Origin of the sequence: Rhodococcus sp. ACPA4 (assembly GCF_002300185.1) — a bacterium.
GTDB lineage: Bacteria > Actinomycetota > Actinomycetes > Mycobacteriales > Mycobacteriaceae > Rhodococcus_F > Rhodococcus_F globerula.
Genome location: NZ_NSDY01000002.1, coordinates 1410814 through 1423895, shown reverse-complemented (window position 1 = coordinate 1423895; position 13082 = coordinate 1410814). Strand labels below are relative to the sequence as shown.

At 62.7% G+C, this 13082-nt stretch carries 14 protein-coding genes; 8 read left to right on the top strand and 6 right to left on the bottom strand.

Going from position 1 to position 13082, the window contains the following annotated elements; translation table 11 throughout:
* Window positions 1-837 (bottom strand): sulfurtransferase, encoded by an 837-nt coding sequence (locus tag CJ178_RS29795; protein ID WP_033236133.1) that lies wholly within the window; start codon window positions 835-837, stop codon window positions 1-3.
* A 24-nt stretch (window positions 838-861) separates the two neighbouring features.
* Window positions 862-1485 (bottom strand): LysE family translocator, encoded by a 624-nt coding sequence (locus CJ178_RS29790; RefSeq protein ID WP_095888621.1) that lies wholly within the window; start codon window positions 1483-1485, stop codon window positions 862-864.
* 102 nt (window positions 1486-1587) lie between these two features.
* On the opposite strand from CJ178_RS29790, the gene CJ178_RS29785 reads away from it, so the two are divergent.
* Genes CJ178_RS29785 through CJ178_RS29775 form a run of 3 tightly spaced genes read left to right on the top strand, consistent with a single transcriptional unit; the run spans window position 1588 to window position 3782 of the window.
* A complete protein-coding gene (locus CJ178_RS29785; RefSeq protein ID WP_045071385.1) occupies window positions 1588-2061 on the top strand; it encodes an Lrp/AsnC family transcriptional regulator in 474 nt (157 codons plus the stop codon).
* Between the two features lie 36 nt (window positions 2062-2097).
* On the top strand, window positions 2098-3321 hold the full coding sequence (locus tag CJ178_RS29780; RefSeq protein ID WP_095888620.1) for a benzoate/H(+) symporter BenE family transporter: 1224 nt from the start codon (window positions 2098-2100) through the stop codon (window positions 3319-3321).
* Window positions 3318-3782, top strand: a complete 465-nt coding sequence (locus tag CJ178_RS29775) for an acyl-CoA thioesterase (protein WP_033236050.1) — start codon at window positions 3318-3320, stop codon at window positions 3780-3782. Before CJ178_RS29780 ends, CJ178_RS29775 begins: the two co-directional genes overlap by 4 nt.
* Here the strand turns inward: CJ178_RS29775 and CJ178_RS29770 are convergent.
* Window positions 3779-4807 carry a phosphotransferase family protein gene (locus tag CJ178_RS29770; RefSeq protein ID WP_095888619.1) on the bottom strand — a complete coding sequence of 343 codons (1029 nt, stop codon included), beginning with the start codon at window positions 4805-4807 and terminating at the stop codon, window positions 3779-3781. The genes CJ178_RS29775 and CJ178_RS29770 overlap by 4 nt on opposite strands.
* 233 nt (window positions 4808-5040) lie before the next feature.
* Here CJ178_RS29770 and pdhA point away from each other — a divergent pair, with 233 nt between their 5' ends.
* The 5 genes from pdhA to CJ178_RS29740 all read left to right on the top strand — a co-directional run bounded on the left by pdhA (window position 5041) and on the right by CJ178_RS29740 (window position 10012).
* Window positions 5041-6135 carry a pyruvate dehydrogenase (acetyl-transferring) E1 component subunit alpha gene (gene pdhA / locus CJ178_RS29760; RefSeq protein WP_095888618.1) on the top strand — a complete coding sequence of 365 codons (1095 nt, stop codon included), beginning with the start codon at window positions 5041-5043 and terminating at the stop codon, window positions 6133-6135.
* Complete coding sequence (locus CJ178_RS29755; RefSeq protein ID WP_095888617.1) at window positions 6132-7109, top strand: alpha-ketoacid dehydrogenase subunit beta; 978 nt, start codon at window positions 6132-6134, stop codon at window positions 7107-7109. Before pdhA ends, CJ178_RS29755 begins: the two co-directional genes overlap by 4 nt.
* A complete protein-coding gene (locus tag CJ178_RS29750) occupies window positions 7106-8119 on the top strand; it encodes a dihydrolipoamide acetyltransferase family protein (RefSeq protein ID WP_095888616.1) in 1014 nt (337 codons plus the stop codon). The genes CJ178_RS29755 and CJ178_RS29750 overlap by 4 nt, the downstream gene beginning before the upstream one ends.
* Window positions 8120-8232: 113 nt before the next feature.
* Window positions 8233-9333, top strand: a complete 1101-nt coding sequence (locus tag CJ178_RS29745) for an MFS transporter (RefSeq protein ID WP_245006186.1) — start codon at window positions 8233-8235, stop codon at window positions 9331-9333.
* Window positions 9334-9373: 40 nt separating this feature from the next.
* Window positions 9374-10012: a hypothetical protein gene (locus tag CJ178_RS29740; RefSeq protein WP_095888615.1), complete on the top strand. Its 639-nt coding sequence runs from the start codon at window positions 9374-9376 to the stop codon at window positions 10010-10012.
* A gap of 58 nt (window positions 10013-10070) precedes the next feature.
* Here CJ178_RS29740 and CJ178_RS29735 read toward each other — a convergent pair whose 3' ends face one another.
* Genes CJ178_RS29735 through CJ178_RS29725 form a run of 3 tightly spaced genes read right to left on the bottom strand, consistent with a single transcriptional unit; the run spans window position 10071 to window position 12933 of the window.
* Complete coding sequence (locus CJ178_RS29735) at window positions 10071-11501, bottom strand: NAD(P)(+) transhydrogenase (Re/Si-specific) subunit beta (RefSeq protein WP_033236043.1); 1431 nt, start codon at window positions 11499-11501, stop codon at window positions 10071-10073.
* Window positions 11501-11824: an NAD(P) transhydrogenase subunit alpha gene (locus tag CJ178_RS29730; RefSeq protein ID WP_033236042.1), complete on the bottom strand. Its 324-nt coding sequence runs from the start codon at window positions 11822-11824 to the stop codon at window positions 11501-11503. The genes CJ178_RS29735 and CJ178_RS29730 overlap by 1 nt, the downstream gene beginning before the upstream one ends.
* Entirely contained in the window at window positions 11824-12933 is a 1110-nt protein-coding gene (locus CJ178_RS29725; RefSeq protein ID WP_045071404.1) for a Re/Si-specific NAD(P)(+) transhydrogenase subunit alpha, read from the bottom strand. Before CJ178_RS29725 ends, CJ178_RS29730 begins: the two co-directional genes overlap by 1 nt.
* Window positions 12934-13082: the final 149 nt, after the last annotated feature.

Below are 13082 nucleotides of genomic sequence, written 5' to 3'. Positions count from 1 at the left end.
CTACGCTCCAGTGGCTATCGGGCGCGAGCTGTCGTTGGACCATTGCGACCACGAACCGGGGAACAAGGCTGCGTCGTAGCCCGCTATCGCCAGGGCCGCAATCTGATGCGCCGCAGTCACTCCCGATCCGCAGTACACGGCAAAGCGGTCCCCGTCACCCGCTGCGGAGAACCGCTCACGCAAGGCTACGGTGCCGGCAAACTTTCCATTGCCGTCGATGTTCTCACCGGTCGGTGCACTGACCGCACCGGGAATGTGCCCGGCCACTGGGTCGATCGGCTCGACCTCGCCGCGGTACCGCTCAACGGCTCGCGCGTCGAGAAGCACACCACCGCTCGCCGACCACCCGGCCGCCTCGTCGATATCGACAACCGGCATATGTCCGGCGTCGAGCGTCACGTTGCCCTCGGTGATTGCTGAACCGGCACCGACCGCAACCGGGAAATCGGCCGCTTCCCAGGCTTGCAACCCACCGTCGAGCAGACGGACATCAGCGAGTCCGGCCCATCGCAACAGCCACCACCCGCGCGCCGCGGCGGTGTTCCCCGTCGCGTCGTACAGGACCACCGAATCTCCGTCGTTGATTCCCCATCGACGTGCCGCGGCCTGCAGGTCCTCGATGGCAGGCAAGGGGTGACGCCCCGATTCCCTCGACGCCGGAGCGGCCAGTTCGGTGTCGAGATCCACGAATACCGCTCCGGCAATATGCCCTGACTGGAAGTGCTCGGCGCCGTGGGGATCACCCAGCGCCCAGCGAACGTCGAGCAGGACCGGCGCGGCGCCGGCCTCGATCAGTGAGGCCAGTTCGGTGACATCGACAAGAACGGGTGCAGTCATGTCCTTCATACTTGCACGATCGTCTCAAGCAACACCGAAGAAAGCACCAAGCGCGACAAGTAGGACTCCACTCACCACGTCGATGCGCTTTCCGACGCCAGGTCGGCGCAGCTTACGTCCGGCACCTGCCGCGAGCACCACCACGACTGCCCACCACAGCGCAGCGGCAACCACTGTGGCGCCGGCCAACGTCAGGGTACGCAGGCCCGCGCCCTCGCCTGGTTCGACAAACTGTGGAAGCAGGCCGAGAAAGAACAACAGCGCCTTCGGATTGAGAAGGTTGGACAGGAACCCGTAACGGTATGCCCGCAGCGGCGGGGTCGGCTCCGACGCGGCCACTAACGTGTCGCCACCACTTCGAGCTTTGAATGCACTACGAATTGCGGAGATCCCCAACCAGGTCAGATATGCCGCGCCGGCATAGGTGAGGGCCGAGAGCAGTTGCGGTCGAGTCGCGACAAGAGCCGACAGGCCGAGCGACGCGGCGGCCGTATGGACAACCAATCCCGTGATCACGCCAGCTGCGACCACGGCACCGGTCCGACGATCTGCCAGGGAATGGCGCAGGATCAGGACAAAATCCGGGCCAGGTGTGAACAAGACGATGGAAAGTAGGGAGCCAAAAGCAAGCCACTCGGTGAGACTCATACGAATTGCCTCACGCCCGAGTGGATTCGACACATGCGTTCATAGAGGGAGTGTGCAACCAGATCCGGGCAGTTCAAAACAGATCCGGATACAATCCGGCAGATGACTAAAAATGAGCCTCTGGATTCGGTGGACTGGAAGATTTTGGCCGAATTGCAGAAAGATGCGTCGATCACCAACAAGGTTCTGGCCGACCGAGTGGGTCTGGCGACGTCCTCGTGCCACGAACGTGTGCGGCGCTTGCGGGCAAACGGAACGATCAGCGGAATCCATGCCGTCGTCGACCCGGCCGCCGTTGGCCGGTCGATGCAGGCGATCATCGCCGTGCAATTGCGTCCCCACCGCCGCGATCTTGTCGACCGGTTCACTGCCGATGCGCTGGCGCTTCCGGAAACGCTTGCGCTGTTCAATGTCTCGGGACCGGAAGACTTCTTTCTCCACGTCGCCGTGCGGGACAGTGCGCATCTGCAGAGGGTGCTGATCGATCACCTGGCCGCCCATCCGGAAGTGTGGCACGCGCAGACTCACCTCATCTACGGCAAAGCGGTCACAGCGCCCATCCGACCGGATCGCTGAGAACCGTTGCTCCGGCGTCGGGCAGAATCACTGACCATGTCGGACTCCCCATCTACGACCGAACCGGAAGCGACGGTAAGCAACGCACAGCCCATCAGCGCGGGGATCGTGACAGCGCTCGTGGGATTCACCAGTTCGTTCGCAGTACTCCTCACCGGCCTCAGCGCCGTGGGCGCCAACGCCACCGAGGCTGCATCAGGTCTGTTGGTTCTGTGTGTGACTCAAGCACTGGGCATGCTGTGGCTTTCCCGCCGGTACAAGATTCCGATCACCCTGGCCTGGTCGACGCCGGGTGCGGCGCTGCTGGCCGGCGCCGGCGCGGTGCACGGCGGATGGCCTGCTGCGGTCGGCGCATTTGTCGTTGTCGGAATTGCCATTGTTCTCACGGGACTGTGGCCGACACTGGGCAAGATCATCGCGGCGATCCCGACACCGCTGGCACAGGCAATGCTCGCCGGGGTTCTCCTCCCCCTGTGCCTGGCTCCGATATTCGCGGTCCGGGACGCACCGCTGGCTGTAGTGCCGGTCATCGTGGTCTGGCTTGCGGCACAACGGTTCTCCAAACGGTGGGCGGTTCCACTGGCATTTCTGACCGCAGCCGTCGTGATCTGCATCAGCCTGACGACCACCGACAACAACACGCTCGACGTCAGTGCGATGATTCCCCGCGTCGATCTCACCATGCCGTCGTGGTCGTGGCAGGCGCTGATCGGAATCGCGATTCCGCTGTACATCGTCACGATGGCGTCGCAGAACATCCCCGGTGTGGCGGTGATGAAATCGTTCGGATACACGGTTCCGTGGCGACCGTCCATGATCGTGACCGGCCTGGGCACCGTTCTCGGAGCCCCCGCCGGCGGGCACGCCATCAACCTCGCCGCGATCAGCGCCGCCCTCGCGGCAGCGCCGACGGCGCACCCTGATCCGAAGCGGCGGTGGATCGCGGCGAGCACAGCCGGTTGGGCCTACCTGGTGCTGGCCGCAGGTTCTGCCGCAGTCGCAGCTCTTGTTGCTGCGGCACCAGCCGGTGTAGTGGAAACCGTTGCCGGGCTTGCACTCATGGCAACCTTGGCAGCGTCGTTGACCGCTGCGCTCAGCGACGCCACCGAACGTGAAGGTGCGGTGGTCACGTTCCTCATCGCCGCGTCCGGCGTCAGCGTTCTGGGAATCGGATCGGCATTCTGGGCACTGCTCGTCGGGTTGATCGTCCGAGCCGTGCTGACGAGTGGTCCACTGACCTCGCTAAGGTCGAGATCGTGAGCGCAGCAGATACCGTCATCTCGATCGAGCAGTTTCCCGTCCGCTGGCCGGTACCGACCCGCTGGGACGACAACGACCACTACGGCCACGTCAACAACGTGACCTACTACTCGTACTTCGACACAGCCGTGAACGCGTGGCTCATGTCCGCCACCGGCGTCGACATCCGCACGCTGCCGGCCATCGGGGTTGTAGCGGAGACATCGTGCCGGTACTTGAGTGAACTCACGTTCCCGGAGCAGTTGCAGGTCGGCATCTCGATTGAAAAGTTGGGCACCAAGAGCATCGTGTACGCGCTCGCGATCTTCCACGAAGACGCCGCGGGGAGATGGGTCGCCGCTGCCACGGGACGGTTCGTCCACGTCTACGTCGACGCAGTCACTCGCACACCGGTCGCGATACCGGCCGCGATCAAAGAGGCGGCCGGTTCGCTTGTTGCCAATGAAGTCAGCCCCGCTTAGTGCAATCCCAGCTTTTCGGCGGTCCCGACTGCGCGCGCAACAACTCCGTCGATCAGAGTCGAGGTCGGACCGCCGTGCTCGGCGCGGTTGCGTGGGTCGTCGAGAATGCGGCGCAGTACTCCCTCGGCGATGATCGACAGCTTCCACAGCGCCAGCACGTGCCAGTAGCCCACGGCCGACACGTCGCGACCGGTGGCGGCAACATAGGCGTCGACCAATTCGTCGCGAGTGGGGAAACCTTCGAGCGTCGACGCCATGAACGGCCCGGCAACTTTGTCGCCCGCTTCGGGCCAATACGCCAGTAGCGCACCAAGATCCGCCAGTGGATCACCCAGCGTGCACAGTTCCCAGTCCACCACTGCCAGCACCTGGCCTCGAGCCGGATCGGTGATGATGTTGTTGAGGTGGAAATCGCCGTGAACCAGGGTGACTTCGGTCTGCTCGGGAATGTTTCGGTGCAGAATGTCCGCGAGCCGCTCCACGTCGGGGATATCTCGGGTTTTCGACTTTTCCCACTGCGCTGACCATCTCTTGAGCTGCCGCTCCGCAAACGGCTTACGACTGGCCAGATCTTCCAGTCCAGTCTCTTCGAGATCTACTCCGTGGATAGTGGCGAGAGCCTTGGGCAACGCCAACCCGACATTCCGCCGCTGCTCTACCGTCAATTTCTGCGCAACCGGTACACCGTCGATGACAACCCCGTCGACGTAACTCATGAGAACCAGCGGCGCATCCGTCACAGCCGGATCCTCGGTGATTCCGATGATCTTGGGCACCGGGACGGCCGTACCTTGCAGCGACGACAGGATTCGGTGCTCACGCACTATGTCATGCGCCGAGGCCAACAAGGTGCCGAGCGGAGGTCTGCGCAGCACCCACCGTGCACCGCCGGCATCGGTGACGGCATACGTGAGATTGGATTGACCGTTGCCGATCCTCTCGAAAGTCAGTGGCGTGGTGGCGCCGACGCCCAGCTCGGCGATCCACCCTGAAACAGCATCTTCGTTCAGTCCGACTGCGTTCACCGCACCGATGCTAGCCGGAGAAATCGTTGCGGCGGGTGGTTCCGACACCTTTGTTACCCACCGGTTCGGAAACTGTGACGGTCTGTCCCTCTTCGAAACCCGCAAGTACTTGCGGATTCTGCGTCGAGGGGGATGCTGGAAGTACAGCACCGAAAAACTGAATATCGCATCGGGATTGCTCGAATCGCCCACAAGGCGCGTCGGGCAGGAGCAGAAACCGAGGTGAACTCACGATGATCGACAACCTCGATTATCCAGTCCAACTCATTCAACCGGACGGCGCGCGGGTGTGCCGACCGGAATACGACCGTCTGATCGCAAACCTGGATCGAGACGATTACCTGTCGTTGTACCGCGACCTCGTGATCAGTCGCCGAATCGACACCACCGCGGTAACACTTCAACGCCAAGGCGAAATCGGTTTATGGGCACCGCTCTTGGGCCAGGAAGCCGCGCAGGTCGGATCAGCACGCGCTCTGGAGCCTGACGATTTTGCATTCACCTCCTATCGTGAGCACGCCGTCGCCTACTGCCGCGGAGTTCCGCCCCACGCGCTGACGGTCTTGTGGCGCGGGTGTGCCCATTCTGCCTGGGACCCAGAAGAATTCAATGTGACCAACCCGGCAATCGTTGTCGGGTCCCAGGGACTTCACGCAACAGGCTACGCACTGGGTGCTCACCTCGACGGCGCAGAAATCGCCACCATCGCCTATTTTGGTGACGGCGCCACCAGCCAGGGCGATATCGCCGAAGCACTGGGATTTGCCGCCAGCTTCCGCGCCGGCGTTGTCTTCTTCTGTCAGAACAATCAGTGGGCCATCAGCGAACCGGTCTCACTGCAGTCCCGCACACCGATCTCACACCGCGCCGACGGCTACGGCATTCCGTCGTATCGCGTTGACGGAAATGACGTACTCGCCGTCTTGGCAGTCACTCGAAAGGCGCTGGCCCACGCCCGTGAGGGAAGCGGGCCGACGTTCATCGAAGCGATCACCTGCCGCATGGGTCCACACACCACCTCCGACGATCCATCGAGGTACCGCTCCGACACGGACATGGCGCAGTGGCGGGCCCGCGATCCGATCGAGCGGATGCGGTTGTTTCTCACCTCGCGCGGACTTCTCGATGACAAGGTAGCCACCGAGATTGCCTCGGCTGCCGACGAAGTCGCTTCCGTTCTACGACGCAACACAATCGGCTTTCCTGATCCACCGCCCTCGGCACTGTTCGATCACGTCTACACCGGACCCCATCCGTTGATCGATCACGAACGTGCGCAGCACCAGGAGTATCTGGCAAGTTTCGACAATCAGGAGGTCGTGTCATGACGCTCGTCAATCTGGTGACCGCCCTCAACACCGGGCTACGACGCGCACTCGAGAGTGACCACCATGTCGTGATCCTCGGCGAGGACGTCGGCCGGCTCGGCGGCGTTTTCCGGGTCACCGATGCACTGCAGAAGGATTTTGGCGAGAACCGAGTCATCGACATGCCACTCGCCGAATCCGGCATCGTGGGAACCGCTTTCGGCCTGGCGCTGCGCGGCTACCGGCCGGTGTGCGAAATACAGTTCGACGGATTTGTCTACCCGGCCTTCGACCAGATCGTCTCGCAAGTCGCGAAGATCCACTACCGCACCCAGGGTCGGGTGCGCGCACCCATCACGATTCGCATCCCCAGCGGCGGCGGAATCGGTGCCGTGGAACATCATTCGGAATCACCGGAGGCCTACTTCGCCCACACTGCGGGGCTGAGGGTGGTGTACCCGAGCAATCCGGCCGACGGGTTCCACATGATCCGGCAAGCCGTCGAGTCCGACGATCCGGTGGTATTCCTCGAACCGAAGCGGCGCTACTGGGACTCGGCTGAGGTGGATCTGAGCGCGGAACCGCCACTGCCACTGCACAGTGCGCGGGTAATCCGCCCCGGCAGCGATGCCACTGTTGTTGCCTACGGATCTATGGTGGCTACAGCCTTGGAAGCAGCGGAAATCGCCGAGGACGAAGGCCATCACCTCGAAGTGATCGACCTTCGATCGCTCTCCCCGATCGACTTCGACACGCTCGACAAGTCGGTACGACGGACCGGGCGGCTTGTCATCGTCCACGAGGCACCGATGTTTCTCGGGATGGGCGCCGAAATCGCCGCGCATGCCGCATACGAGTGCTTCTACGACCTCAAGGCTCCTGTGCGACGCGTGACGGGTTTCGACATCCCCTATCCCCCAGCCAAACTCGAACAGTTCCACCTACCGGACGCGGATCGAATCCTCGACGCACTCGATGAAGTGCTGGCCGCATGACTACCGCGGAGTTCCGACTTCCCGATCTCGGTGAGGGTCTCACAAGCGCCGAATTGGTGTCGTGGCACGTTGATGTCGGCGAACACGTGCGCATCGATCAGGTGATTGCCGACGTCGAAACCGCCAAGGCACAAGTCGAACTTCCGTCGCCGTACGCCGGAGTTGTCACCGAACTTCTTGCCGAACCCGGCGAGTCCGTGGCAGTGGGGGCGGCGATCATTCGCATCGAGAGTACGGACTCGGCTGGTGCGAGTACGTCGACTCCGCCTGTCCTGGTCGGCTACGGGCCGCAGACGGCTCATGCAAGCCGCCGACGCAAGCGAGTCCCGCCCGCACCCGCGCAGCACAGAGAGATGGCACGGGCGATGACCGGCAGCGCCCGCGCACCCCAGGCAACGGTATTCGTCACGATCGACGTCACCGCGTCGATGAAACTCTTAGACACACTGCGCACATCCGCCGACTTCGAGAACTGCTCGGTCACGCCGTTGACTCTTGCCGCGAAATCTCTGGTGACGGCCATAGCGTCGCACCCGAGTATCAATGCGACGTGGGACGAGGCGGCCGAACGCAGTGTTGAGCATCCACGGATCAATCTGGGAATTGCCGTGGCGTCGGACCGCGGACTCCTCGTTCCCAACATCAAAGACGCAGGCAGCCTGACACTACGAGAAATTGCACGCCTCATCACCGAACTGACGTCGACGGCCCGCGCCGGCCGAACCGACGTCGAGCATCTCACCGGCGGCACGGTCACGATCACGAATGTCGGGGTCTTCGGCGTCGACGGTGGTGTTGCACTCCTCAATCCGGGCGAGGCTGCCATCCTCGCTCTGGGGAGCGTGAACGAGCGACCGTGGGTTCGCGGCGGGCAGATTGTCATTCGACATGTTGCGACGCTCTCGCTGACATTCGACCATCGCGCCCTCGACGGACAACAGGCGTCGCAGTTCCTCACGCTCGTGGCGTCGATGCTCGCCGACCCCGCGGTCCTACTCGCCCATCTGTGACGCACTCTCAGCCCTGGCAGACTGTCACGGTGAGCATCGCCCCCTCTCCCACTCTGATTCGCGCACGCGCCGGCATTTTCGGCATCTTCGGTATCAACGGCTTCCTGCTCGCGATGTGGGTGGTGCACATCCCGTCGATCGAGCACCGCGTCGGCATCAGCCACTCCACGCTGGGGTCTCTGCTTCTCCTGCTGGCCGTGGGCGCCATTGCCGGCATGCAGCTCAGTGGCCCGCTCGCCGACCGCTACGGGAGCCGAAGGATGGTAATCCTGGCGGGAACCGGCCTGTCCGCCGCCGTGCTCGGTCCGGGATTTGCCACCAACGCGTGGCAATTGGGCGCTGCACTGGTGGCTTTCGGTTTTGCCAACGGCGCCTTGGATGTCTCGATGAATTCCCAAGCCGTCGAGGCCGAACAGTTGTACCGGCGGCCGATCATGTCCGCATTCCATGGCATGTTCTCTGTTGGCGGAGTGGTGGGTTCGGTCATCGGAGCGGGCACTCTGGCACTCGGCCTTGCACCCTCCGTTACGCTGACCGCCGCATCACTGGTCGGCTTTGGTGCCGTCACAATCTGCTCCCGGCCACTGCTGCCCCGTGCCCTGCACCACGCCGACGACGTCGCAACGGAACAACCGCACGGCCACTTCTCTGCCAAGGTGCTTGCACTGGGCGCACTGGCGTTTGTCCTCATGCTCGCCGAAGGTGTGGCAAACGATTGGAGTGCACTACAAGTCAAGGAAGATCTCGGCGTCTCGAATGCCGTTGCAGCCCTGTCCTTCGGAGCTTTCTCGGCGATGATGACAGTCGGCCGATTCACGGCAGATCGAATCAGTGCCGCACTCGGCCCCGTCGCGGTTGTTCGCTACGGCGCCATGATCGCTTCGGTGGGAATGTTGACAGTCGTTCTGTCCGGGTGGCTTCCGCTCACGCTGTTCGGCTGGGCACTCTTCGGCGCCGGACTGTCCGGATGCATCCCCCAGATCTTCACGACCGCCGGCAACCTGGGCTCAGGATCTGCTGGTACCAACATGTCTCGGGTTGTGGGTTTGGGCTACATCGGGTTTCTTGCCGGCCCCGCGACGATCGGCTGGGCGACACAGATTGTGCCACTCACCACAGCGATGCTCATCCCACTTCTCTGTGTGCTGGTCGCAGCACTGTCCGCCGGTGTCGTTCGTCGCGATTCTTCGACCACCCACCGAGATCACAGCTGATCCTCACGCTTGTCACAGACAAAGCAGGGATGCTGGACATGTGACCGTCTCGACCTCCGCCCCCCACTCCCCATCCGCTACAACCCGCTTCCTCGCCCTTGCCGCATTGTGTGCCGCAGCGCTCGGTATTTTGTACTTTCTCCGACCTGATTCACCGACGGTCACTGTTCCGGAATCGTTGAGATCCATTGCCGATCAGATCGTCCGCATCGTGGACGTCACGGCGGTATTGACGGCCACCGCCGCCCTCGCCGCGGTCTCGATGATCCGCACATTGCCGTACGGTATCGGCGCCATACTCATGCTCGGGGTGGGCGCAAATCTGACCAGTGCTGCGCTGGGTTCATGGCTCACGGATGCGCCGACGGCCTTGCTTCCCAGCGGGCATGTTGTTGCCGCAGCAGCGCTGTACGGTTCGGCGGTTCTGATCTCTGCGCCGCGGTGGCGGCCCGTCATTGTCGGACTGGGCATCTCAGCTGTTGCCGCGGTAGCGGTCAGTGTGGTCGCCACCGAGATGAGCGGAATATTCGGTGTGGTTGCCGGGCTCCTGATCGCAGCAGCCTGGGGTTGTGTGGCAGCCATTCTGATGGAGCACTCGCCGGTCGCCGCCAAACGTGAAGCAGCACGACCGGATACGGCAGCCATCGCATTCTCCCGCGATCGGAGCATCCACCTGTAAACCGAAAGGGCGCCTACTCACCCTCGTGAGTAGGCGCCCTTTTCTGAAGCAGAAAAACTTACAGAGCCTTGAGTTCTTCCGTGACCTCGGCGACGGACTTCTTCGCGTCACCGAAGAGCATCGACGTGCCCTCGGCGAAGAACAGCGGGTTGTCGATACCGGCGAAGCCGGAGTTCATCGAACGCTTGAGCACGATGACCGACTTCGACTGATCCACGTTCAGGATCGGCATCCCGTGAATCGGCGAGTTCGGATCATTACGCGCCGACGGGTTGGTGACATCGTTCGCGCCGATCACCAACGTGACGTCGGTGCGGGAGAACTCGTCGTTGATGTCGTCCATTTCCTTCATCGCGTCGTACGAGACATCCGCCTCGGCGAGAAGAACATTCATGTGGCCGGGCATGCGACCGGCAACGGGGTGAATGGCGTACTTGACCTCGACGCCCTTCGACTCGAGCAACTTCGCCATGTCCTTGACGGCGTGCTGAGCCTGCGCCACGGCCAAACCGTAACCGGGAACCACGATCACCTGATTGGCGTACGCCATCTGGATAGCAGCATCGGCCGCGGAGGTCGCCTTCGCGGTGCGCACGACACCGTCGGAGGATGCGGCTTCTCCGCCGCCGCCACCGAAACCGCCGGCAACAATAGCCGGGATGGAACGGTTCATGGCCTTCGCCATGAGGTTGGTCAAGATGGTGCCCGACGCGCCGACGATCATGCCGGCCACGATCATGGCCTGGTTGTCGAGCGCCAAACCTGCTGCAGCAGCCGACAAACCGGTGAGGGCGTTGAGCAGCGAGATCACGACGGGCATGTCGGCGCCGCCGATAGGCAGCACCACCATCAAGCCGAGGATGCCCGAAAGTACGAGGACACCGACGATCCAGAGGGAACTGGTCGGGCCTTCCGGGGAGATCGCCTTGATACCGATGATCACCGAGAACGCAACAGCGGCGATGAGCAGCAGAGCATTGAGGGGTTGCTGCAACTTGCCGATGCCGATCGGGCGACCCGGCAGGGTTTCCTGCAACTTCAGGAACGCAATCACGCTGCCCCAGAAGGAGATCGAACCGATCACCGCAGCGAAGAGCGATGCGATGACAATGTGCACCGTCGGGGACTCACCGTGCTGGAACGCGGTGAAACCGTCCGAGTCGAGAAATTCTGCGTACGCGATCAACGCGACAGTACCGCCGCCGACACCGTTGAACAGTGCCACCAACTGCGGCATGGCCGTCATCTTCGTGCGCAGCGCCGGCGGAACACCGAGCACAACACCGATGATCAGACCGGCCGCGATGAGGATCCAGTTCCCCATCTCCGTGTCACGGATGGAAATCAGCGTCGCGATGACGGCGATGAGCATGCCGACAGCGGCGATCTGGTTGCCGCGCACCGCGGTCTTCGGGCCGGTAAGACCCATGAGACCGTAGATGAACATCGAGAACGCGACAATGTACAAACCATTGACCAGGTATTCCATTACTGGTCACCATCCTTCGAAACAGTCTTGGCGGCGGGCTTGGCCTTGAACATCGCCAGCATGCGGTCCGTGACCACAAAGCCACCGACAACGTTGACCGTTCCGAAGACAAGTGCGACAAACAAGATGATCTGCAGTCCGATGGACGGATCGTGTACCTTGCCCAAAACCACGAGTGCGCCGAGGACGACGATGCCGTGGATGGCGTTGGTACCCGACATCAGCGGGGTGTGCAGAGTGTTCGGGACCTTCGAGATCACCGCGAAACCGACGAACCCGGACAACACCAGGATCGCGATATTCGACAACAACGATGTGTACATCAGGCGCCCTTCTCTTCACGGGTGACGCACGCACCGGCCAGAACCTCGTCGGAGAAATCGGGCGCGAGTGCGCCTTCCACCAACATCAGTTCGATCAGCGCGGAAATGTTCTTCGAGTACAGCTCCGAGGCATGCTCGGGCATCGACGCCGGCAAATTCAGCGGCGAGCAAATCGTGACGCCGTGCTTGACGACGGTCTGACCCGGCTCGGTCAACTCGCAGTTTCCACCCGTCTCACCGGCGAGGTCCACGACAACGCTGCCGGGCTTCATACCCTCCACAGCGGCCGCGGTCACCAAACGCGGAGCGGGACGACCCGGAACCAACGCCGTGGTGATCACGACGTCGAAACCCTTGATGGCGTCTTCGAGAGCCTGCTGCTGCTTCGCGCGCTCGTCGTCGGTGAGCTCACGGGCGTATCCGCCCTCACCGGCTGCGTCGATACCGAGATCGAGCCACTGAGCGCCCACCGAGCGCACCTGATCGGCTACCTCAGGTCGCACGTCGTAGCCGGTGGCGCGGCCACCGAGACGCTTCGCCGTGGCCAGTGCCTGCAGACCGGCAACACCGACACCGAGAACAAGCACCGTCGCGGGCTTGACCGTACCGGCGGCCGTGGTGAGCATCGGGAAGAATCGCGTCGACTCCGACGCCGCCAGCAATACAGCCTTGTAGCCGGACACATTTGCCTGCGAGGACAGAGCGTCCATCACCTGGGCGCGGGAAATACGCGGAATAGCTTCCACCGCATACCCCTCGATCCCGGCAGCCTTGAGCTCGGCGATGCGGTTGTCCGCGTTGCGCGGGTTCAGGAACCCGATCAACTTCGCGCCGGAGCTGATCTTGCCGATCTCGTCCGACGACGGCGGCGCGACCTTGACAACAACATCGGCGGTCCACGGATCGCCGATCTTCGCGCCGGCAGCGGTGTACAACTCGTCCGGGATCAAGGCACCCAGACCGGCACCGGACTCGACAACAACGTCGACGCCCTTACCGATCAGAGCCGCGACGATCTTCGGCACCAACGCGACCCGACGCTCACCGTCACTCGACTCCCGAGGGACGCCGACCGACGGACGCACTTGTGCGCTCTTCGATGTTTCCATTTGTTCCATTACCTTCTGCGGTTGGTGGTTCGCCTGCTGCGATGAGCGGCGGCCAACATGGGATGAGCGGAAGATGACCCGCTTTTGGGTGAATGGTGACTGATACTAGCCAGACTTCTCCGTGGAAAGTGAACACGGAGAACTACTTT